The following is a 22,725-nucleotide window of genomic DNA, read 5'->3' on the forward strand; positions in this document are numbered from 1 at the left end:
GGGCACCGCCCGACGCATCACTTGAACGCAAGCCCGGTGCGGTGCGAGAATGCCCGCCCTCGCGGCGGAAGGAGGGGCATCACGCCGTGCCGAGGCCGCCGGCCACTCCCTCGCCGGGGACCTCGCCGCCGGCGTCCGCCACGGGTGCGGCGGCGCCCGCACGGGTGAGCCACCAGGTGGCGACACCACCGGCCAGGACCGCGGCCGAGGCGGCGATCCAGCCCCAGGACCGGAACGTCATGACGAGCGCCGGCAGGACCGCCGGTCCGACGACCCGCTCCGCGGTGTTGCTGAGGTTGAACGTCGAGAGGTACTGCGACCGGTCCCGTTCGGGGGCGAGGTCCATCGAGATCTGCCAGGAGGACGCCGCCTGCCACATTTCGGCCACCGTCAGCGCGAGCACCCCGATGAGCAGGACGGGCACCGCGCCGGCCGAGTCGTCCCACCAGGCGGAGAGCGCGAAGAAGGCGCACGCGGCGGTCAGCAGCACCGCGGACGCCAGTGCGGCCCGTCCCGCTCCCCGCAGGTCGGCGATGTGCCGGGTGGCCGGCAGCTGGAACACCGAGACGAGCACGGTGTTGACGATCAGCGGCAGCGCGACGAGGGACTCGGGTATCCCGGGCGAGGCCAGGATCCACAGGGGCAGCAGTACGTTGAGCGTGGTGACGTGCAGCGTCAGGAGCGTGTTCAGTCCGGTGAAGACCAGGTAGCGACGGTCTCGGAACGCCCACCTCCGCTTGGTGCCGCGGGGTACGGGCACGGCGTCCGCGGTCTTCAGCCGCGCGAGCAGCGCCGCGCAGATCACGTAGAAGAGCGCGATGCCGAACAGCGTCCCCCTGAAGACCCAGGGGCTGCCGACCGCGATGGCGACGCCCGCGGCCAGCCCTCCGACCGCGTACCCCACGTTCCGTACGGAACGGACGACGGCCATGAGGCTGACGCGCCGGTCGTCCCCGGCCACGTCGGCGACGATGGCCTGGCTGACCCCGCCGGCGGTCCGGTCGGCGACGGCCGTCAGCAGGACGACGACCAGGTAGGCGGGGAAGGAGGTGACGAAGACGTAGCAGGCGAAGCCGACGGCCCGCCACAGATTGAGGACGATCAGCGTACGCCGGGCTCCGAAGCGGTCGCCGACCACGCCCATCGGGATGGTGAGCAGGAAGCCGACGGCTCCGGCGAGCGAGAGGCCCAGGGCGAACTGAGTGGCTGTCAGGCCGCTGACCCGGGTGAAGAACACCGCCGCCAGCGCGGCGAAGAGTCCCGTGCCCATGGAGTCGGACAGGGAGCTGACGACCAGGGTGCGTTCCCCGGCCGAGCTGCTCCTGACGCCTGTGGCCAGCCTGCTCAGCGCCGAACCGCGGGCACCGGCCGTCATCCGAGGCTGCCCGGTATGCCGACCACGAACCGGAGGTCCGCCACGGCGCCGCGTACCGTCTCCAGCGCTGCCTCGGGGCTGTCCGCGACCGCCCACACGTGGGCGGGCCGGTCGGCGGAGCGGGCGACCGGACCGAGACGGTCGCCGGGCGCGCTGCGGATCACGACATCGCGCACACCCGAGCGGGCCCTGATCTCCTCGGCGCCCCGCACCTCCAGCAGCTCACCGGTTGCCTGCGGCACCGCGTACCAGATCGCTGCGGAACGCGGCTCGGCGGCGGCCTTCGCCAAGGCGGCGCGTACCTCGCCGAGGGAGGGCACGCCGATGCTCTGCCGCGCGAGGGCGGCCACGATGTCGGCGCCACGGGCTTCCCGCAGCAGGTAGGGGATCCGGTCGCCGCCCTGCCGCAGATGGGTCTCGACGATCCTGACCGTGCCCTCGCCGACGATGACCTCGGTGTGGGTGGCCCCCTCCTCGATGCCCAGGGCGTCCAGCGCGGCCGCCACCGCCGCCACGATCCGCTCCTCCTCGGAGGCGGGCAGCGGAGCCGGGAGGACATGGCCCAGCTCCACGAACCGGCCCGGGACGAGGAACTTCTTGGTGACGCACAGCGCGATGTGCTCACCGTTCTCGCTCAGGCACTCGACGCTGAACTCCTCGCCCTCGTGGAAGGGCTCGACCAGCACGCCGGACCGGGGCAGACCGGCGGCGGCCGTGAACGTGACCTCCAGCTTCTCGGCGACGTCCTCGGGCCCCTCGCAGCGCACCACGCCCTGGCTGCCGACGCCCTGGCCCGGCTTGCAGATCAGCGGGTAGCCCACGCGGTCGCCGAAGGCGATGACCTCCTCCGCCGCCGTCGCCTCCAGGCAGGGTGTGTCGTCCACACCGGCGGCCGCGAGGCGCTCGCGCATCAGGCGCTTGTCGTCCACGGCCCTCACCGTCTCCGGGGAGTGCCACGGCAGCCCCAGCTCCAGCGCGATGAGCGCGGCGGGCTCCTGGCCCTCCTCGCCGTAACACACCACCCGGTCCACCGGCTCGACCGCGTGGACGAACCGTGCGGCGGCGATCCACTCGTCGAGCGGGGCGCCGGCCTCCACGACGACCACCCTGCGGTGGCTGTCCGTGGTCCGCATCTTGCGGGCTTCCTGGTGGGTGCACAGGACACTGGTCCTGAGCTCCGGACGGAGCTCCCGGGCATGGGCGACGATGTCCCGCTCGTCACCCACCACCAGCAGGTGACGGACGGGCTCGTGGGCCTGGTGGTTCACATGCATCTGCGCTGGACTCCAAGAGTGAGGTGGGCGCGGGACGTCAGGCCGAACGTCGGTACCGCATGGCGTTGACCCGCCGCCCGGCGGCGAAGAGTGGCAGCCCGGCCGCCAGCGTGACCTGCAGGGCGCAGCCGGTCACCAGGAGCTTCTCGGCTCCCGCGAGGTTGGTGGCCCAGGCGGCCAGGCATCCGATGTTGACCGCTGCCCACGCGATGGTGGCGACCGCCAGCTTGCCGGTCGGCTTGGGGTACTGGACCCGGCTCACCATGAGCCAGGCGACACCCACGACTGCGAGCAGCGTGAGCGGGGCCGGCAGTTGGAGCAGCACGACCGAGACGACGGTCAGTGCCGCGAAGGGGATCGGCATGCCCTGGAACATGCCGTCCTGCATGGTGGTGCAGGAGAACCGGGCCAGCCGCAGCAGCCCGGCGAGCACGACCGCCACGGCCGCGCCGGTGACCAGGGCCTGGTCGTACTCGTTCACCAGCCCCCACACCAGCACGAAATAGGCGGGTGCCAGACCGAAGCTGATCAGGTCCGAGAGGTTGTCGAGCTCGGCCCCCATCCCGGAGCTGCGGAACCTGCGCGCGACAAGGCCGTCGCAGACGTCGAACAGGGCGGCCATCAGCATGAGCAGCACCGCGGTGGCCGCTCCCTGCCGTACGGAGCCGGCGCTCTCGCCCTCCGTGAGATACGGCACGAGAACGGCCACGGTGATGAAGTAGACGGAGGCGAAGCCGCATGCCGCGTTGCCGAGGGTCAGAACGTCGGCGACCGACAGCCGCGAAGGGGAAGGCTCCCGCTTGGCGCCCTTGACGGCGCCTGCGGTGTCCCCCGTCCATGGGGCGGTGGCTTCGGATTCGGTGACGGTCAACGGGCTCTCCTACTGGTCTGTCCGGCTGCCTGCCGGTCGGCACGAGCATCATCGCAGCCGGACCGGCGGTCTGCGGCCGAGGGGCCGGATGCCCCTCGGCCGGTCAAGTCGAAGACCAGACCGTACCGTTGAGCCGGCGCGATGCCCAACGCGGCGGTCAGAACGGGATTTCGGTGACCCAGTCCTTGTGCAGGTCCGAGGTGCCGCGCACCACGGCGGCGTAGGCCGCGTCGAGTGCGCGCGTGACCTCGCCGGCGGTCCCGTCCCCGACCTGGAGTCCGTCCACCGAGGTCACCGGCAGGATCTCCCAGCCGGTGCCCATGAAGAAGACCTCCTCGGCCAGGTACAGCTCGGTGCGGTCGACATCGCGTTCGACCACCGTGCGGCCCATCTCGCGCAGCAGGGTCAGCGAGGTCGCCCGGGTGAGGCTCTCCAGGATCCCGCTGGTGGTCGACGGGGTGATCACCTCGCCGTCGCGGACGAGCGCGATGCAGGCCCCGGGGCCCTCGCTCACCTTGCCGCGCTCGTTGAGCAGGATGGGCCAGTCGTGGCCGTTCTCCCGCGCCTCGATCATCGCGAGACGGCCGTTGTGGTAGTTGGAGAACGCCTTGACCCGCGGCGGCATGGACGACTCGTTGATGCGGGTCCAGGAGCTGACCGCCGCCCGGCAGCCGCGCTCGGTGCCCAGACCGCTCGTGAAGGTCCAGCTGTCGACGACCACTTCGCAGGTGACGCCGGCCGGAACCATCTGTTCCTGGATGACGCCCTCCGGAAACGCCCAGGGCCGCAGGTACACGTCCTCGCGGTACCGGTTGGCGCGCAGGACGTCCAGGACGGCCTCGCGCAGCGTCGGGAGGTCGTAGGGGATGTGGAGGCGGACGATGCGCGCCGAGTCGTAGAGGCGCTGGAGGTGCTCGTCCAGCCGGAGGACCAGCAGCCCGCTGCCGTCGTGCGAGACGTACGCCTTGATGCCCTCGAACACCGCCGCGACCGAGGCGTGACCCACGGCGTTGACGTGCACGCTCGCCTCGGCCCAGGGGATCAGGGAGCCGCTGCGCCAGAGCCACTCGGGGCCGTCGGCGTCCGTGCGCACCAGCGAGTCCATGATGGACATGGGGGCGCCCGGGGATTCTGCTTCTGTCGTCATACGGATCTCACCTTTTGGGGCTTGGTGGTGGAGAGGTGCTCCAGGCTGTCGAGCACGAGATCGGCCGCGTCCAGCCCGGAACGATTGCCTCGGGCGCCGGGTACCGCCACACAGCGCAGGCCCGCGGCCTTCGCCGCGGCGACGCCGGTGGCGGAGTCCTCCAGCGCCAGACAGTCGGCCGGGTCGGCGCCCAGCAGTTCCAGCGCCCGCAGGTACAGATCGGGCGCGGGTTTGCGGGCCCGGACCTGTTCGCCGGTGACCACTTCGCCGAACCGCTCCCGGACGCCCAGGCGCTCCAGATGGCCGTGGACCCAGGCCCGCTCGGAGCTGGAGACGACCGCGCAGGCGATGCCCTGGCTGCCGGCGCTCTCCAGCAGGCGGGCCACGCCCGGCCTCAGCGGTTCCGCCGAGGCCAGGCGCTGCTTGTCCCGACGCCGCTCCTGGAGTTCGCTGGTGGTCAGGGCTCGGTCCAGCCGCCGGGAGAGGTCCTGGACCGCGTACGACTCACCGGTCGCCCGGCCCATCATGGCGGTCCAGACCTCGTCCGGGAACGCGAGCCCGTACCGGCCGTAGAGGTTCCGCCAGGACCGGTGGGCGGCCCGTTCGGTGTCGCACAGGAGACCGTCGAAGTCCATGAGGACGGCGACGGCCGTGACGGCGCCGGCGGGGGTCACGGCCGGGGACGCGTGCTTCCGAGCACCCGCCTGAGGTAGTCGCTGGTGAACAGGGACTGCGGGTCGAGTTCGGCCCGGATGTCCTGGAACGCCTTCCAGCCGGGGTAGCGGTCGGCGACGATCTCGGCGGTGGCCGTGTGAGCCTTGCCCCAGTGCGGCCGGCCGTCGTGCTCCAGGAGCACCGCCTCGAAGGTGCGCAGCAGTTCGGTGTAGCCGACGGTGCGCGGGACGGTGATGTTGACGTAGGTCGTCGTGCGTCCCTGGGCAGGGCTGAGCAGCAGCTCGTCACCGGCGCTGAAGCGCACCGTGATGGAGTACGGGGTCCGCAGCCCGAAGCGCTTGACCTCCTCGTGCACCTGACGCACCGTGTCGGCCGACGAGGTGAACGGCAGGGCGTACTCGAGGGAGAGGAACTTCACCGGCTGCGGGAAGGTGAACGCGTTGTAGCTGACGTCGACGTAGTCCGCGGGCCCGGATCCCCCGCCGAGCTGGGCGGTCATGATGCGCCGCACGCTGCGCTGGTCGATGCGGCCCGCCAGCCCCGCGGTGGCGCAGCGCACCTCGCCGAGGGTGTTGGCGCGGCGGCGGCGGTCGGCGTCGGCGGACACCGGCGCGTCGGTCGGCTCCAGCTTGAGCGTGGAGGCGTTGTCGCTCCAGCCCTTCAGGGAGAACGTGGCGTGCTCGGCGCTGCCGGCGTACGCCTCGATGTCCTCCAGGATGCTTTCCAGCGGCAGGCTGCCCTCGGTGACGCGGAGGTTGTACTTGGGTACGCAGCGCAGGGTGACGGTGGAGATGACGCCGAGCGCGCCCAGGGAGGTGGCGGCGGCGGCGAAGAGTTCCGGGTCCTCCTCGGGGGAGCAACGGCGGACGCTGCCGTCGGCGGTGACGAGGGTGAGGGCGAGGACCTGCCCGGAGAAGGGGCGGTGGGCGAGCCCGCTCCCGTGGTTGCCGGTGGAAATGGCCCCGGCGATGGTCTGCTCTTCGAGGGTGCCCATGTTGGACAGGGCCAGCCCGGCCTTGTCGAGCGCCCAGTTCAGCTCCCGCAGGAGGGTGCCGCCGCGCACGGTGACGGACGGGGCGTCGGGGTCGAGGGCGACGATGCCGGTGCAGCCGGTCATGTCCAGCACGACACCGCTGGTGGTGACCAGGGGGTTGAACGAGTGGCCCGTCCCGGCGGCGCGCAGGGGCAGGCCGCGGTCGGACGCGTAGCGCACGGCGTCGACGAGGTCGCTCTCGTGCGTGGCGCGAATGATGCGGTCGGGCGTGCAGCGCGCCGACCGGGCCCAGTTGCGCCAGGTTGCGGGGGCGGCGGTGGCCCGGTTCAACAGTTTCATGCGGTGGCCTTCCGGGATTCGGCTTCGTCGCGGAGCACCGCGCAGTGCCTGGACACGGCGTCCTGCCAGGTCGGCATGGTCATACCGAGCCGCGCGAGCCGGTCGGTGTTGAGGACGGAGGCCTTGGGCCTGCCGCCGACGAAGGTGCAGTCGTCGAAGGAGACCGCGGTCGGCGGGTGCTCGGCGCACAGTTTGGGGTCGTACTCGTTCAGGGCGCGGGCGCCCAGTTCGTAGCGGGTCGCCGGGTTCCGGTTGGCGACGTGCAGGAGGCCGGTGGGGAACTCGTCCAGGGTGATCAGGTGGATGAGGGCCCGCGCCAGGTCGACGGTGTAGGTGGGGCGGCTGTACTGGTCGTCGATCAGCTCCTGGCGCTCGCCGCGCTCGGCGGAGCGGATGGTGGCGAGGACGTCGTCGTTGTTCTCCGCCGCACCGCCGAACAGCCAGGAGGTGCGGACCACCAGGTGCTCGGGCACCCGTTCGGCGATCTGCTCGCCGGCGAGCTTGGTGAGCGCGTACAGGCTCAGCGGGTTGGGGACGTCCGTCTCCCGGTAGTCGTCCTCGGGGGCCGAGACGCCGTCGAAGACGTAGTCGCTGGAGATGTACACCATGCGGCTGCCGGTCCTGCGGCACGCCTCGGCGACCTGGTGCACACCGGCGACGTTGACGCGCAGGGCGAGTTCGGTGTCCGTCTCGCAGGCGGCCACGATGGAGATGGCGGCGAGGTGGAGCACGATGTCCGGGCGGAAGGACTCGACGGAGGCGGTCACGGCGTGCTCGTCGCCGATGTCGAAGTCCGCCACGGACACCCCGAGGACGGGCCAGTCGGCGGTGCGCGGATCGGTGCTCAGCTCCTGGGTCAGGGCCTTGCCGAGGCTGCCGTCCGCTCCGGTGATGTAGAGGCGCATCGTCTCTCCTCAGAGGTTGCCGAACTCGGCCCGCAGGTCGGCCGCGGTCGCACCGGAGCCGATGCGGTCGCGGATCTCGTTCTCGCGTGCCGCCACGCCGCGGGCGCTTTCCAGCACGGCCTTGGCGCTGCCCGAGGGCACGGTGGCGACGCCGTTCTCGTCGGCCACGATGATGTCGCCGGGGAAGATCACCTGGCCGCCGACCGAGACCGGCACATTGACCTGGACGGGCTCGATGCGGTCGTGGACGGCTCCGGGCGACTGCCGCGGGGAGGTGGTGCGGTACCAGACGGGGAAGCCGATGTCGCGGATCTCGTCGATGTCCCGGGCGGCGCCGTCGATGATGGACCCGGCGATGCCGAACTTGTGGGAGACCGTGGCGGTCAGGCCGCCCCACATCGCCGTGGTGGCCAGACCGTGGCAGGCCATGACGATGACGTCGCCGGGCTGCGCGCGGGAGAGGATGGGCAGCGTGTTGACCCAGTCGTCGATCGACAGGTCGATGGTGAACGCGGGCCCGGCGATCTTCTGGTCGTGACGGACGACCTGGAACCCGCCGATCGCTCCGGCTCGTCGCTGGGCGTCGGTGACCACGCAGCTCGGGCTGTACTCGGCGAGCAGTTCACGGAAGCCGTCGACGATGTCCTGCGACGGCCGGGAGAGGTCGTTGTAGACCGTGTCCATAGGGTGCTCCTCTTGATGGTGTGGGTGGCTCGGACCGGTGCGTCAGCTGTCCCGGGACGGCCGCAGCCCGGCGCGGATCCGGGTGGCGAGTGTGTGGGCGTTCAGGCCGTGGGCGTCGAGGACCTCCGCCTCGGTGCCGCACAGCGGCACGTCGGTCAGGCCGATGCCGGCGAACGACGGGACGCGGTCGGCTCCGAGCTCCAGCAGGGCCCGGGCGATCAGGTCCGCCTGACCGCCGTGGGTGTAGTGGTTCTCGACCACGAACAACTCGTCGGCCGTTGCGGCCGTTTCGGCCAGCCAGGCGGTGTCCACCCGGTTCAGCCAGGGCAGCTCCACCACGGTGAGGCCGACGCCGTCGGCCGCCAGCAGGTCCGCGGCGCGCAGCAGTTGGGTGAGCACGATGGGTCCGGAGCCGATGGCGACGGTGCGGCCGCCCGGCCTGACGACGCGACCGCGGCCGGTCTCCAGAGGCTGCGCGCCCAGCGACTCGGCCTCCTCGGACACCGGGGTGCTGACGAGCCTGAGGTAGACGCTGGAGTCGGTCTCGGCGCAGAACGCGACGGCGGCCTCGGTCTCGGCGGAGTTCGCCGGCTCCAGCAGGACCAGGCCCGGGATGGCGCCGAGCGCGCTGATGTCGCGCACCGCCTGGTGGGAGTGGCCCGGCGCGGCCGGGATGAGGCCGGCGAGCGAGCCGACGTACACGACCTTCCGGCGTTCGGTGGCGTTGGTGTACATCTGCTCGTTGGGCCGGGCGTGCAGGAAGCAGGAGAAGGAGTGCGCGAACGGCAGCAGGCCGCGCGAGGCGAGACCTCCCGCCATCGACACCATGTCCTGTTCGGCGATGCCGCACTCGAAGAAGCGGTCCGGAAGGGCCTCGGAGAACGGGATGAGGCCGGTGTCGAGGACGAGGTCGGCGTCGAGCGCCACGATCCGCTCGTCCGTCCGGGCGCGTTCGACCAGGGCCCGGCCGTAGACCTCGGGGAGTTTCGGGCCGGTCGCCTTGGCGGGCAGTACCGTTTCCGCGGTCGTCAGGGCGAGCGGGGCCAGGCCGTGGCGGCCGAGCAGTCCGTCGACGGACGCCACCAGCTCCCGGTGTGCGGCGAGGTAGTCCTCGACGCCGGGCGCCCCGCTGTGGAAGCGGTAGCGCCACTCCCCCTCGGGCATGGAGGTCGCCGCGAACGTGGTGCAGCCGGCGCCCTTGACGGTGTCGGCGATGATGACCGCGGGCCGGCCGGCGCACTCCTTCTCACGGAGGCGGAGGGTGGCGTCGAGGTCCTTGGCGGAGTTCCCGTCGCAGCGCAGCACGGCCCAGCCGAATGCGGCGAACTTGGCCTGGAGGTCACCGAGGTCGCTCACCTCGGTGACCCAGGTGTCCGACTGGATCTTGTTGTGGTCCACGATGACGGTCAGTTCGCCCATGTCGCGGTGGACGGCTCCTGCCAGCGCCTCCCAGTTCTGGCCCTCCTGGAGCTCACCGTCCCCGGTGAGGAGGTAGACACGGCGGTTGGCGCCGATGAGCCGGTCGGCCAGGATCATGCCCTTGGCCTTGGAGATGCCCATCCCGAGGGAGCCGGTGTTGGCGTGCATGTGCGGGAGGCTGACGTCGGGGTGGCCGGGCAGGCCGCCGAGCCTGCGCAGCTGGTGGAGCTTGTCCTCGGGCAGCGCGCCGAGGGCGATCAGTGCCGCGTAGAGCCCGGGCGCGTCGTGGCCCTTGGACGAGAAGTAGACGTCTCCGTCGGGCTCGAAGGGTGACCTCATCTCCTCCAGCAGCAGCCAGGCGACGGTGTCGGCCGCGCTGAAGCTGGATCCGAGGTGGCCGGAGCCCGCTCGCATGATGCTGTAGAGGGTGTTGACCCGGGCGGCGTCCGCGAACGCCTTGCTCCGGTCGTGACGGTCGGGGATGCCGTTCAGGATGCGCGTGAACTCGTCGGCGGGCAGCCAGGCGAGGGTGGTGTTCATGACTTCTCCAGGAGTACGGGTGACGGCCTCCGCCTCACCAGCTGACGTAACCGCCGTCGACGAGCAGCTCGGTGCCGGTCACGTAGCTGCTCATGCCGGAGGCGAGGAACAGCAGCGGCCCGGTCAGATCCGAGGGTTCGGCCATTCGCCGCAGCGGTACGCGTGCGCTGAACTTGGCCCGGAATTCGGGGTCCTGGCCGCCGAGGACGCCCCCCGGTGAGAGCGTGTTGACCCGTACGCCGGCGGGCCCCCACAGGGCGGCGAGGTAGCGGGTCAGGGCGGCGGCGGCGGCCTTGGACATGCCGTACGCCGGCGGCTTGAGGAACGGCGGGTCCTGGGGCAGGTGCTCGTACAGGCGCGGATCGGGCGCCATCGACCCGTACAGGGAGCCGATGTTGATGACGGAGCCCGCACCCGCCTCTGCCATCGCCGTACCGAAGACCTGGCTGACCCGCAGCACCCCCAGCGCGTTGACGTCGAGGACGGCCGCGGACACCTCGGCCGGGATGTCGCCGAAGAGCCAGCTGTCGCCGGTGGCGGACGGCGGCTGGTCGATCCCCGCGTTGTTGACGAGGATCGTCGGCGTGCCGGCCTCCGCCCGGCACCGGGCCAGCGCGGCGCGCAGGCTCCCGGTGTCCGTGACATCGGCTTCCAGCAGGTGGAAGCGGCCGGCGTCATGGCGTTCGAGTACGGCGGCGAAGGCGTCCGGGACGGACGGCACCCGGTCCAGGCCCACGACCCGGGCGCCGGCGCCGAGCAGCGTGTCGGTCCAGATGGCGCCGAGCTTGCCGAGAACGCCCGTGACGACCGCGACCTGTCCCGTCAGGTCGGTGTGTGCACTCATGGCGCGATCAGCCGAGGTTGCTGAGCTGGATGTCCTCGTCGGCGGCCAGCGACGCCAGCAGCGGCCGGCCTACCAGCTCCTCCAGCAGGTATGGCCGCAGGCCGTCGCCGGGCGACTTGATGGCGATGTCGTCGGCGACGAGGATCTCGCCGGCGGCCAGGGCGCGGGCGGCGACGAGCTTCTTGGCCATCTTGTGCAGGGCGGGCGCCTCGACCGGCAGCAGTTCCTTGACCGGGCTGCCCAGGGAGCGGCGGGTGCGCTCCAGGCTGTCGACGAGCTCCCGCAGATGGCCGGCTTCGAGCGAGAAGTGGTGGTCGCTGCCGGGCATGGAGCGGTCGAGCGTGACGTGCTTCTCGATGACGCGCGCGCCGAGGGTGTAGGCGATGACGCTCGACTCGGTCTCGATGTCGTGGCCGGAGAGACCGACGACCACGTCGGGGAACTCCTCGCGGTAGGTGTTGATGACCGAGAGGTTCAGCACGTCGGGCGTGGCGGGGTAGGCGGCGGTGCACTGGAGCACGGCGAGCTGGTCGTTGAGCGGCAGGATGGTCTCGACGGCGCGGCGGACGTCCGTCATGTCCGCTCCGCCGGTGCTGATGACCAGCGGGATGCCGGTCTTCGCCGCGTAGGCGAGCAGCGGTGTGTTGGTGAGGTCGCCGGAGGCCATCTTGATGGCCGGTACGCCCAACTCGGAGAGGAAATCGACACTGTTGAAGTCGAAGGCGGTCGAGAAGAAGGCGATGCCGGCCTCGGCGGCGACCTGGGCGAGGTGGCGGTACTCCTTCTCCCCGAATTCCACGGCTTCGCGGTGCAATCCGTACGTGGCGCCGTAGCTGTTCCGTCCCGTGTACGGCTGGTTGTACATCGCCTCGGTGTACAGCGACTTGTTGTCGCGCTTCTGGAGCTTGGCGGCGTCGGCGCCGGATTCCGCAGCCATGCGCACGAGTTCCGCGGCCAGCCCGATGTCTCCGCCGTGGTTGTGACCTATCTCAGCTATCACAAAGGCTTCAGTACTGTCGGTGATGGTCCTGTTGCCTATAGTGACACTGCGCGACATTTGACTACGCCCCCCGCGTGCTGATGATTCCCCTGGAATCCCCGGCGGGACGGGTCGCGAAACGACTCACAGCTCCCCCGAGGTGTTTGACCCGGCGAACGCTAGCATGGTCTGATCGCGCTGAAGCAATGTTTTTTTGGCCTCAATCTCCGTACGGACAGCCCTAGTTGACAAGTAGTGACGTGAGCTTGATCTCAACCTGGGCACCAAGACGCCGAGTAGAGGATTCTGCTTCTCAACTACCCGTCCGCAAGCGGCATTTCAACGATTTGAGAGACACACAACTGTGAGCATCCTCCTACTGCACACGCGGAACCTCAGTCGGCGAAAGCACCTCGCCCGGGTGCGGGACTATGCGCGGGAGCACGGTGAGCGGCTCCTGATGGTGATGAAGGACGCGACGTGGGAGGCGGACTTCGTCGACCGCGTGGTGGTGGCGGACACCGCCAGCATCGAGGACACGGTGGCGGCGGCCAGGCTGCTCGCCTCCGAGGAGACCGAGCCCATCCGCGGCGTCCTGACGTTCGTCGAGCAGAGCGTGCCGGCCGCCGCGGCCGTGGCGGCCGGACTGGGACTGCCGTCGGTGGGCGAGCGGGCTGCCTTTCTGGCGCGCGACAAGTACGCGATGCGCTCCGCGTTCGGTGCCGCCGGCCTGGTCCAGCCGCGCTTCGCCCTCGCCCGTGACCTGGGAGAAGCGCGGGAGGCGGCCGCCTCCGTCGGGTATCCGCTGGTGCTCAAGCCGCTCATCGGCGGCGGCAGCAAGTACGTGCGCCGGGTCGACGACGACGGCGAGCTGGCCGAGCACTTCGACACGATCAGGCACGGCGCCTGGACGGGCTTCACGCACGACCCGTTGCACGTGCGCACCAAGGAGGAGTACGGCGAAGCCGTGCTGATGGAGGCTTACGTCCCCGGCTCGGAGATCAGCGTCGAGTCACTGGTCGTCGGCGGGAACACGCACGTGGTGGCCGTGCACGACAAGCCGCTGCCCATGGAAGGGCCCTTCTTCGAAGAGGTCTACTACACCACGCCGACCCGGCTGCCGGGAGAGCTCGTCGAGCGCATCACGGCGGTGACCGCCGAGGCGCACCGGGCACTGGGTATCGACACCGGGGCCACGCACACGGAATTCCGGCTGACCGAGGAAGGTGAGCCGTACATTCTCGAGACGGCCGGGCGGCTGGGCGGCGGCCCGGTTTATCAGTCGGTGCTCCTCAGTACTGGCATCGACATGGTGGAAGCTTTGCTCGATCTTTCCACTGGGCGTGAGGCGAGGCTGGTCCCGCCGCGGTCCCCGAAGCCCACGGGCTTCTACCTGTTCTTCGCCGAGCGGGCCGGCGAACTCGTCGGCGTTCACGGCATGGAGAAGATCGACGACGACGAGCGCGTCAGTGAGATCGTGCTGTACGGGCGGATCGGCGACCGGGTCCTTGTTCCGCCGCACGCGTCGGCGGCCCACGGGCATGTGCTGTTCTCCGACGAGACCGCCGAGGCCGTGGATTCCGGATTCCTGGAGTTCCGTGACGCGATATCCGTGGAGGTACGGTGAGGTTTCTGGTTCTGAACCGCACTCCGCTTTCGGGCCGGCGCTTCCCGGAGTGGATCGGCGACGCCCACCAAGCGGTGCTCCTCACCGACGAGGCGGCGGTATCGGCCGACCCGGCGACCAGGGCGGAGCAACTCGCAGGATATGCGCAGGTGGAAATTCTGCCCGACTTCCACTTCAATCCCCTGGTCGAGCTGCACGCACTGGAACTCCACCGGAAGACGGGTTTCGACCGGGTGATCGCCCTGTCGGAGTTCGACATCCTGCGGGCCGCGCGCCTGCGGCAGCTGATGGACCTGCCCGGCCAGGACGTCGGCAGCGCCGTCGCCTTCCGGGACAAGCTGCGGATGAAGCGGCTGCTCGACGGGGCCGGCGTCCCCGTGGCGCCGTACGCCCCGGTGAGCCATCTGGACGACCTGCTGGGCTTCGTCGAGGAGCAGGGATATCCGGTCGTGGTCAAGCCGCGAAGAGGCGGCGGCTCCATGGACGTGCACGTCCTCCGGGACCAGGACGGTCTCACGTCACTGCTGGCCGCCCACCGTGACCTCGGCACGGACGACGGGGCTCAGCTGCTGGTCGAGAAGTACATCGAGCACGAGCTGTTCCACGTCGACGGCATCATCGCCGACGGACAACCGCTGCTGATGTGGCCCTCGACCCAGGGCGACACCTCCTGCCTGGACATCATCCGCGGACGCGCGCTCCACAGCTGCCTGCTGGATCCGGACGATCCGCTGCTGGAACCGCTGCGGGAGATCACCCGCAGCGCCCTGGCGGCCCTTCCGGTGCCCGGCACCTTCATGTTCCACGCCGAGGTCTTCCGCGACACGGCGGGGTCGCTGGTGTTCAACGAGGTGGCGAGCCGTATGGGCGGCGGGATGATCGAGCACGTGCTGCGGCTCGGCTTCGGGATCACGCTGCCGGAGGTGTACGTGCGGTCGCTGGCCGCGCACGACGTCCCGGTGATCCCGGCCGCGCCCGAGCGGATCGCGGGGCTCTCGCTCTTCCCGCCGCGCCCGGGAACGCTGCTGGAGATCCCCGACACCTGCCCGGTGCCCGGCATCAGCGCCTACCACCGGCACGCCGAGGCGGGGGCGGTCCTGAAGCCCGCCCGGCTGAGCGTGGAGAAGATCGGCTCCGTGCTGGCCACCGGAGCCACCCGGGCCGAAGTGGAGGCGTCGCTGGCCGAGACGCTGGACTGGTTCGAGCGCTCGACGGTGATCCGCGCCGACGGCGGGCAGGCGGCCTCCGCGGGCTGAGCCGGTCACGAGCGGCAGCGCCCGGTCGCGAGGGCGATCGGGCGCTGCGGTGCCGGTGGGGGTGAGGTCAGGTGCGGGGGCCGCTGAGCAGCTCGGACGCCTTGCGGGCCACCGCGGAGCTTCTGAGCACCTCGGCGTGCTGCTCCTCGAAGAGGATTTCCCGGCCGACGAGAGCGGCCTCGGGCAGCAGCATGGCGGTCCTGGTCCGGCTCAGGCCACTGTCGGGGCTGGACGAGCACAGAGCGGTGCCGGCGAGCCAGAGCGGGAGCACGTCGACCGACTCGGCGAGGGCGAGCGAGGACAGCCGGGCCGCGGCCAGGTTCATGATGTCCAGGGCGAGGCCGGCGGTGGAGCCCACCGCGTCCAGTTCGCCGTCCATGGCGTGGCTGAGTGCCGAGTACAGGCCCAGGGCCAGGGCCTTGGCGTCGTCCCGGTGCGTGTCCAGGGTGGCGGCACCGTCGCGCTCCAGGCGCTCCAGCTTCCCGCTCGCGAGGCTCGGGGAGAGCGTGGACACCAGTCGGCGGAACTCGTCCAGAACCATGTCGGTGTCCACCAGTTCGGGGTCGAACAGGAGGACTTCGGGGGTGGTGCCCTGCGAGCGGCCGATGCCGTCGGCGATCACACCGGCGAAGATCCCGCCGAGGCTGTAGCCGAGCACCGCACGTACCCGCAGCCCCCGGGAGCGGATCTCATCGGTCCAGGGCGCGAGGTAGGCGTCCAGGGACGTGCCGCGCGGGTGTTCGCCGTGCGGGCGTTCCACGGCGCGCCACACGCTGTGCCGGGTCTCCAGAAGAGGGGTCAGCTCGCGGAAGTCGGCCGCCGCCGGGCCGTGGGGCGGAGCGTCGACCGCCAGGACCACCTCTCCGGAATCCCCGGAACGCAATTCCTCCCAGTGCATCAGTCCGCTCATGGCACCCTCCACGTGACGAGACATTCCGGGTGCGTCCGGTGGGGGACGCGGTTTGCCGGTGTTACGGAAGACCGGTCCGGAGGGGCGGGATACGCGGGGGAACAGGGACCCCACCGCTCCGGACCGGTCGTCCGGAGAGCCCGTGACGGCATCCGGCGGATGCGTCGTGCGAACTCTCGCCATGGTCGGCCGTCGCCGTCGGCGAGCTGCACGGGGGCGTGCGCTCGCAAGGGCGGTCCTCGGCCGTTCCACTGTCTGTACGTTATGGAGAGGGGCTCTCCCCCGAATACCCCTAACAGCCCCTAAGGGCTGTCCGCAATTCCCGGTGGATCAGCGCGCGGCGTCGGATGCGGTGCATCGCAAGGCGGAGAGGCGCCCGCATACTGGATGTATTCGGGCGTTTCGACAACGCGGCGAGGTGCCGTGGCTGTCGTCGTGCGCCCGCCTGGAATTGCGGGACAGCCCTTAGCGTGCCCGAAGGGCATTACATGGCCTGCAATTGCGGCAGCGGGAGAAGCGTGGGCAGGGCCCGGCGGCTGTTGACACCCAGCTTGCGGTAGACGCGCGTCAGGTGCTGCTCGACGGTGCTCACCGTGATGAACAGCTTGCGGCTGATCTCGCGGTTGCTGAAGCCCCGGGCGGCCAGCTGGGCCACCCGGCCCTCGGCCTCGCTGAGCGTCACACCGTCGGCACCGGTGCCGGCGCCGATGGCCGCGGCCGGGGTGTCGGCCTCGGCCTCCCGGGCGGGTACGACGGTCTCGACGCTGCGCTGCGCGGGCACTTGTTGCAACGGGCGCGATCCCGACTGGCAGATCTTGGTCTCCTGAACGGCCCGCCAGGCGGTCGCCCGTGCTTCGTCGAACTCCCCCACGCCCTGGTACGCCTCACTCAGGTCGGCCAGCGAGCGGGCCAGCTCCATGCGGTCGCCGGAGACCTGGAGCAGGTCGACGGACTTGCGCAGCAGGGCCGTGCGCTGCATGGGGTCGCCGGCGGCGGCGGCGAGCAGCCGCAAGGAGACGCCCCGGGTGCACAGGTCCACGCCCTGGGGCCGGTTGAGCTGCTGCTTGACCAGGTCCTGCGCCACGTTGGTGCGCCCGAGCCGCATGTTGGCCTCGGCAAGGCCGTTGCGCCAGGGCACGAGCTCGGCGACGTCGAGCTCCGAGTCGTAGGCGAGCCGGCCGCAGGTCTGGAAGTCCTTGACGGCGGCGAGCACCCGCTCGGTCGCCAGGTAGTAGTGGCCCCGCGCGTGCAGGAAGCGCAGGCCCCACACAGTGGTCGGGGTCGCTTCCGAGGTGAACTGGCGAACCGATTCCTCTGCGGCGTCGAATTCGCCCATGGCGGTGTGGGCGCGCACCAGCGTGCTGAGCGGGTAGCCGAGCATCACGCCCCAGCTCTGCGGGGGGAGCAGCGCGAGCGCGGACTGGGCGTGCGAGACGGCGGTGCTCAGGTCTCCCCGGCGCAGGGCGATGTCGGCCCGTACGCTCCCGAGGGCGGCCTGCCAGGTCAGCCCGCCGCGGCGCTCCGCCTCGGCGTACAGGGCGTCGCACCGCTCGCCGGCCCGGTCCAGGAGGTTGCCGCACACCAGGGTCAGCAGGGCGGCGATGACGACCTCGAGGAGGGGCTCGCCGAGCCGGCAGCTTTCCAGGATGTGCTCCGCGCTGGCCACGGCGTTCTTGACGCCGGCCGAGAGGGGTCCGGTGGCCACCGAGTTGACCGCGCGGGTCCACGGGTCCTCCTCACGCGCCTCGCTGTCGCCCCGGCGGGCGGTTTCCCCGTCCTCGCAGCCGTGTCCGGACATCGGGCCGTAGAACCAGCGGTAGGTGAGGACCAGTTCCGCCTCGGTGTACTTGTCGCGGGGGCCGTCGAGGGTCATGTACGCCTGGTTCGCGGCCTTCGCGGTGGCCAGGTCACCCTGCCAGAGGGACTGCTTGAGCAGTGCCACGCAGTCCTGCTTGGTGAGGGTGCCGTCCCGCATCGCCTGCCGGGCCTCGGCGTGGTGGCGGTCGGCGGCCGCCGGGTCGAGCCGCCACACGGAGCGGGCGAGGCCGCGGCGCAGCTCACGGCGCTCCTCGTTGTCGGTGGAGGCGGCGACGGCCAGTTCCAGGCAGTCGACCACCCGGTCGACGTCGTCGGCGGCCTGGGCCCTGGCCGCGGCGGACTTGAGCACCGGGACGTTCCAGTTGTCCGGGGTCCCGCCCGCGGCGATGAGGTGGGCGGCGACGGTCTGGGCGTCGGCGCCCTGGTCCTGGAGGAGCCGGGCGGCCGCGCCGTGTCTGCGGGCCCGCGTGGCGGAGTCGAGGGTGCCCATGACGGCGTCCTCGGCGACTGCGTGCCGGAAGCGGCTGCCCTTGAGCAGGCCGGCCGACGAGAGCACCTGCACCACCTGCTCCACGGACTCGACGGGGAGGGACACCAGCTGCCCGACGAGCTGCGGGGTCGCCTCCTCGCCCAGCACGACCAGCCCTTGGGCCACTTCGAGCAGCCGGGTGTCCCAGCGGTAGAGGCAGTTGAGAACGGCCTGGGCGAAGACGGGGCCGGCGGCGCGCTCGGCGGGGTCGCCGTCACAGGCGGGCGGCATCGCGCAGCGCTGGCCGTAGTCCTCCATCAGTGCCCTGGTCAGCAGGGGGTTGCCACCCGTGAAGCGGTGGAAGGAGGGCGCGTACTCCTCGGCGTGCCGCGCGTCCGTCTCCCGGGCGAGGAGTTCGGCGACCTCCGCGACCGCCAGGGGGGCGAGCTTCAGGTGCCGGTGGGGCTGCTGGGTGATCTCGGCGTGGAACCGCGACAGGGCGGGGTGGCCCCAGCTCCATTCGGTCATCACGATCATCACCTGGGCCGAGGCCATGCGGCGGCGCAGGTGCAGGAGCAGCTGGAGCGACAGGCCGTCGACGAACTGCATGTCGTCGATGCTGATGACCAGGGGGCGGTTCCTGGACAGCTCCAGCAGTTCGACGCTGACGGCGTGGATGATCCTGGCGTCCTGCCGGCGCAGGTCCAGGTCGTCGGGGGTGTACTCACGTGCCAGCGAGTCCGACTGCAACAGCCCGGAGATTCGGGTCGCCACCTCCGGCGGTATTTCGGCGTTACGGCACAACTGGTCGATGACGCCAACCGGGAAGGTGGACTCGGCCCGGGAGCCGGTCGCGGTGAGATGGAGCGCGTCCTGTTGCTTCACATAGCTTGCGAAGTCATACAGCAAGTGGGTCTTCCCGCTTGCCAGTCCGCCCGTGACGAGGGCGAGTTGGCCACTGCCGGCGACCGATTCGGTGTACTGATCGATAAGACTTTCGAGTGCTTCACGGTATATATGGTCACCCATATTTCGCTGCCCCCTAATTTCCCCGTTAATTAAGCATTAAAGGCAACCCGGCATGCAGAATCCACCATTGGACTCGCTCCGAGTCAGTACGCTGCACAAACGGCACCGGTTGTCCGCTTGGAGAAAGCGGACGTCCACCCGGCTGAGCACGGTCCGTACGATCTCGCGCGGTTCGCCCCGCGCCGATCCGGCGGTGCCCGTCCTGAGCCAGTGACACGGGACGCCGGCCCGGGTGCCGTGCGGAACGCCAACGGTCCGGTGCGGCGGACCGATACGCCGGTTCGATCACTCCGGTCTTCCCCACTCGCCACACCATCGGCGAACAGCCGAGCCGTATACGACTCTTCGGGGGGCGGCCGGAGGGCCCGAGCCGATGCCGCGATCAGAGCCGGGGCACCATCGCCCTCGTTCTCGTCGACCGTTCCTGGTAGCGGTCACAGGGGCCTCCGCGGGCGATCGCGGAGGCGCGTCCGCCTCGTACTCCGAGGGCCGGCAGGTACCGCCCAGCCCTTCCCACACTTCCGACACACTCCATCGACTCCCCCGTGGCCCCGGTAGCGGCCCTCGTCGATCCTCGTTGCGCTGTTCGCGTGTTCACCAACGTGTTCGGCGTCCAACCTAGCCGCTCGTTCGCCAGTTCACCCTTCAAGCAAACAGGCGATGACGTGCAACGGAAGGGCAGGCGCCCATCCCGGTAGCCCTGAACAGGAGTCTCAGCCCGATCGGCTGGGGTGCGTACTTGATACGCGTCACGATACTCGGTACGCTACGCGTATGCGATACGCGTTAGCGTGCGACGTACGCAACGAGAGGGAGAGCGATGACTGAGATCAAGGCCAGGGCCGGCACCAAGGAGTGGGTGGGCCTGGCTGTGCTCACCCTGGGTTCGCTGCTGATCATGCTGGACATCGGAGTACTGAACTTCGCCGTACCGGACATCAGCGCGGACCTCAAGCCGAGCGCGCCCCAGCTGCTGTGGATCATGGATGTCTATCCATTCGTCCTGGCCGGACTGCTGATCCCGATGGGGTGGGTCGGCGACAAGATCGGCCGGCGCAAACTGCTCATCATCGGGTCGTTGATGTTCGGCGTCGCCTCGGCCGGCGCGGCCCTGGCGACCACGCCGGAGGCTCTCATCGCCTGCCGGGCCCTGCTCGGCCTGGCGGCGGCACCGATGACGCCGACCGTCCTCGGCCTGATCCGCGTCATGTTCAACGATCCGGATCAGCGCAAGACCGCCATCGCGGCCTGGACCGGCGTGCTCACCAGCAGCACGGCCTTCGGCCCCGTGATCGGCGGCCTGCTGCTCGACCACTTCTGGTGGGGATCGGTCTTCCTCATCAACATCCCCATCATGCTTCTGCTGGTGCTGCTCGCGCCGTTCCTGCTGCCGGAGCACCGCGACCCCTCGCGCGGGAAGCTCGACGTGGTGGGCGCGGTGCTGTCCTTCGTGGCGATCCTGTCGGTCGTCTACGGCGTCAAGGAGCTGGCCGTCAACGGCTACAGCACGGAGTCCGTGATCGTCGTCGCCGTCGGCTGCGTGGTCGGTGTGCTCTTCGTGCAGCGCCAGCGCACCGCGGCGAGCCCCCTTCTCGACCTGGAGCTGTTCCGCAACCGGGGCTTCACCGGTTCGGTCTCCATCACCCTGGTCGTGCACGGCACGCTCATCGGCATCAACCTGCTGGTCAACCAGTTCATGATGTCGGTCCTGGGCCTGCGGCCCTTCACCGCCGCCCTCTGGTCGCTGACCGCCTTCCCCGTGGTGGCCATGGCCGCCCCGATCACCGCGAAGTACTCCCGGCGGGTGCGGCCGGGCAACTTCCTCGCGGTCGGCATGATCGTCATGGCGATCGGCTGCGGGCTGCTGACCTTTGTCGAGGTCAGCTCGCCGATCCTGTTCGTCATGGGGGGTGTGGCGCTCATCGCGGCCGGTCTGCTCATGGTGAAGGCGTTGGTCGCCGACATCGTCCTGGCCTCCGCCCCGGTGGAGCGCGCCGGATCCTCGGCCGCCGTCTCGGAGACCGCCAACGAGCTGGGCAACGCGCTCGGCTTCGCCTCGTTCGGCACCATCGGTCTGGCCGTCTTCCACCACCAGATGGCGGACGTGGAGCCCAGCGGTGTGTCCTCGGCGGCCCTGGAGGGCGCGCGCGGCAGCATCGGCGGGACCAACGCGGTGGCCTCCCAGCTCCCCGGCCACGCCGGCGACCAGCTCCTGAAGGCCGGGCAGGAAGCCTTCACCAACGGCCTCAACCTGGCAGCGCTGACCGCCGTGGCCGTCCTCGGCGTGACCGCCGTGGTCAGCTCGTTCCTGCTGCGCAAGGTGCCCGTCGCCACCTCTTCGGAGCCGACACCCCCGAAGAAGGGTGTGCCGCAGGTGGTGGAACCCGCCCCGTGAGAGGCACCACAGCTTTCGCAGGCGACGGTGCCCCGCCCGTGCACCACGGGCGGGGCACCGTCGCACGCCGGTACCGGCGCTCCCCGGCCCGGCGGCCCCGGGACACCAGTGCGTGTTTCGAAAGTCCCGCCTGCCGCGCGACGCCTGTCACGCACTCTCGCCGCACCGCCCGGCCCGCCCTGCGGGTGGACGGCGCCGCTGCCGAGACACGCCCTAGACTCGGCGACAGCCTGCCGCGCAGAGCTCCGGCACCGCCGCGTGGGCACCGGCACCGGTACGTTTCACTTACCCCCACGCGTCCCGTCCAGACTCCGTTGAGAGCGAGCATCAGGTGAGCACCAAAGACAAGGACGGAGCCCTGCCTCCGAGCGTGGCGCGGGTGTGGGAATCCCGGCAGCGTCCGCCGCGAAGTTCCCAGCTGGAGCTGAGCCAGGAGCGGATCGTCACCGAGGCGATCAAGTACGCCGACTCCGAAGGTCTCCCCCAGCTCTCCATGGCCCGCCTGGCCGAGCGGCTGGGCTGCGCGACCATGTCCCTGTACCGCCATGTGGCGACCAAGGACGACCTGCTGGCGCTCATGCTGGACACCGCGTACGGCGCCCCGCCGTTTCCCGGGACGCGGGTCAAGGACTGGCGGGCCGGCCTCGAGCGCTGGACCACGGAGCTGCTGGGCGTCTACCAGCGCCACCCGTGGATGCTGCAGATCCCGACGAGCGGGCCGCCGCTGGAGCCGGGCCAGCTGTCGTGGATGGAGTGCGGTCTGCAGATGCTGGCCGGCACCCGGCTCAGCGCCACCGAGCAGTTCTCCGTGGTGCTGCTGATGAACGGCTATGTGCACGCCGGGACCAAGCTGTCCCCCAACGCGCTGCAGATGCCGGGCGAGAACAAGGACTCCATGCCCCAGTACGGGCGCATCCTCGCCCACCTCATCGACGAGGCGACCTTCCCCGCGCTGAGCGGCCTCGTCGCGGCCGGTGTCATCGACGCGCCGACCAACGAGTTCACCTTCGGACTGCAGCGGGTGCTCGACGGTGTCGAGGTCCTGGTACGCGCCCGGCAAGGGGAAGCCACCGTCTGACCGCATGAAGGCACGAGCCGCCGTCTCGATGCTCGAAAGAGCCGAGGAACGCGGCGAACTCCGTCCCGGCGCACCGGTCGTGGAGTCGACGTCCGGC

General features: G+C 70.5%; 17 protein-coding genes. 4 read left to right on the forward strand and 13 right to left on the reverse strand.

Annotated elements, in window-relative coordinates:
* Nucleotides 1-79 precede the first annotated feature (79 nt).
* The 11 genes from ACN6LM_RS26925 to ACN6LM_RS26975 all read right to left on the reverse strand — a co-directional run bounded on the left by ACN6LM_RS26925 (nt 80) and on the right by ACN6LM_RS26975 (nt 12,004).
* The gene (locus tag ACN6LM_RS26925) at nt 80-1,375 is read right to left on the reverse strand and encodes an MFS transporter (RefSeq protein WP_445067974.1); all 1,296 of its coding nucleotides are present in this window, start codon (nt 1,373-1,375) and stop codon (nt 80-82) included.
* Complete coding sequence (locus ACN6LM_RS26930; RefSeq protein ID WP_445067975.1) at nt 1,372-2,649, reverse strand: ATP-grasp domain-containing protein; 1,278 nt, start codon at nt 2,647-2,649, stop codon at nt 1,372-1,374. The genes ACN6LM_RS26925 and ACN6LM_RS26930 overlap by 4 nt, the downstream gene beginning before the upstream one ends.
* A gap of 37 nt (nt 2,650-2,686) precedes the next feature.
* Nucleotides 2,687-3,520 (reverse strand): CDP-diacylglycerol--serine O-phosphatidyltransferase, encoded by an 834-nt coding sequence (pssA, locus tag ACN6LM_RS26935; protein ID WP_445067976.1) that lies wholly within the window; start codon nt 3,518-3,520, stop codon nt 2,687-2,689.
* A 157-nt stretch (nt 3,521-3,677) separates the two neighbouring features.
* Nucleotides 3,678-4,667, reverse strand: a complete 990-nt coding sequence (locus ACN6LM_RS26940) for a branched-chain amino acid transaminase (RefSeq protein WP_445067977.1) — start codon at nt 4,665-4,667, stop codon at nt 3,678-3,680.
* Nucleotides 4,664-5,341, reverse strand: coding sequence for an HAD family hydrolase (locus ACN6LM_RS26945; protein WP_445067978.1), 678 nt, complete (start codon nt 5,339-5,341; stop codon nt 4,664-4,666). Before ACN6LM_RS26945 ends, ACN6LM_RS26940 begins: the two co-directional genes overlap by 4 nt.
* A complete protein-coding gene (locus tag ACN6LM_RS26950) occupies nt 5,338-6,675 on the reverse strand; it encodes a D-arabinono-1,4-lactone oxidase (RefSeq protein WP_445067979.1) in 1,338 nt (445 codons plus the stop codon). The genes ACN6LM_RS26945 and ACN6LM_RS26950 overlap by 4 nt, the downstream gene beginning before the upstream one ends.
* On the reverse strand, nt 6,672-7,580 hold the full coding sequence (locus ACN6LM_RS26955) for an SDR family oxidoreductase (RefSeq protein ID WP_445067980.1): 909 nt from the start codon (nt 7,578-7,580) through the stop codon (nt 6,672-6,674). The genes ACN6LM_RS26950 and ACN6LM_RS26955 overlap by 4 nt, the downstream gene beginning before the upstream one ends.
* Before the next feature lie 9 nt (nt 7,581-7,589).
* A complete protein-coding gene (locus ACN6LM_RS26960) occupies nt 7,590-8,264 on the reverse strand; it encodes an RraA family protein (RefSeq protein WP_445067981.1) in 675 nt (224 codons plus the stop codon).
* Nucleotides 8,265-8,306: 42 nt separating this feature from the next.
* Nucleotides 8,307-10,223: a transketolase family protein gene (locus tag ACN6LM_RS26965; protein WP_445067982.1), complete on the reverse strand. Its 1,917-nt coding sequence runs from the start codon at nt 10,221-10,223 to the stop codon at nt 8,307-8,309.
* Nucleotides 10,224-10,257: 34 nt separating this feature from the next.
* On the reverse strand, nt 10,258-11,067 hold the full coding sequence (locus ACN6LM_RS26970) for an SDR family oxidoreductase (protein ID WP_445067983.1): 810 nt from the start codon (nt 11,065-11,067) through the stop codon (nt 10,258-10,260).
* Nucleotides 11,068-11,074: 7 nt separating this feature from the next.
* Entirely contained in the window at nt 11,075-12,004 is a 930-nt protein-coding gene (locus ACN6LM_RS26975; protein ID WP_445067984.1) for an N-acetylneuraminate synthase family protein, read from the reverse strand.
* A 406-nt stretch (nt 12,005-12,410) separates the two neighbouring features.
* On the opposite strand from ACN6LM_RS26975, the gene ACN6LM_RS26980 reads away from it, so the two are divergent.
* Nucleotides 12,411-13,673 carry an ATP-grasp domain-containing protein gene (locus ACN6LM_RS26980; protein WP_445067985.1) on the forward strand — a complete coding sequence of 421 codons (1,263 nt, stop codon included), beginning with the start codon at nt 12,411-12,413 and terminating at the stop codon, nt 13,671-13,673.
* A complete protein-coding gene (locus ACN6LM_RS26985) occupies nt 13,670-14,929 on the forward strand; it encodes an ATP-grasp domain-containing protein (RefSeq protein WP_445067986.1) in 1,260 nt (419 codons plus the stop codon). Before ACN6LM_RS26980 ends, ACN6LM_RS26985 begins: the two co-directional genes overlap by 4 nt.
* A 67-nt stretch (nt 14,930-14,996) precedes the next feature.
* On the opposite strand, the gene ACN6LM_RS26990 is transcribed toward ACN6LM_RS26985, so the two are convergent.
* Both ACN6LM_RS26990 and ACN6LM_RS26995 read right to left on the reverse strand, forming a co-directional pair.
* Nucleotides 14,997-15,839, reverse strand: a complete 843-nt coding sequence (locus tag ACN6LM_RS26990; protein ID WP_445067987.1) for a hypothetical protein — start codon at nt 15,837-15,839, stop codon at nt 14,997-14,999.
* Nucleotides 15,840-16,323: 484 nt separating this feature from the next.
* Nucleotides 16,324-19,155 carry a LuxR C-terminal-related transcriptional regulator gene (locus ACN6LM_RS26995; protein ID WP_445067988.1) on the reverse strand — a complete coding sequence of 944 codons (2,832 nt, stop codon included), beginning with the start codon at nt 19,153-19,155 and terminating at the stop codon, nt 16,324-16,326.
* 820 nt (nt 19,156-19,975) lie between these two features.
* Here ACN6LM_RS26995 and ACN6LM_RS27000 point away from each other — a divergent pair.
* Together ACN6LM_RS27000 and ACN6LM_RS27005 are read left to right on the forward strand one after the other, a co-directional pair.
* Nucleotides 19,976-21,550 carry an MFS transporter gene (locus ACN6LM_RS27000; RefSeq protein ID WP_445067989.1) on the forward strand — a complete coding sequence of 525 codons (1,575 nt, stop codon included), beginning with the start codon at nt 19,976-19,978 and terminating at the stop codon, nt 21,548-21,550.
* Between the two features lie 331 nt (nt 21,551-21,881).
* Complete coding sequence (locus ACN6LM_RS27005; protein WP_445067990.1) at nt 21,882-22,628, forward strand: TetR/AcrR family transcriptional regulator; 747 nt, start codon at nt 21,882-21,884, stop codon at nt 22,626-22,628.
* Nucleotides 22,629-22,725: the final 97 nt, after the last annotated feature.

The organism is Streptomyces sp. SAS_281 (assembly GCF_052542855.1).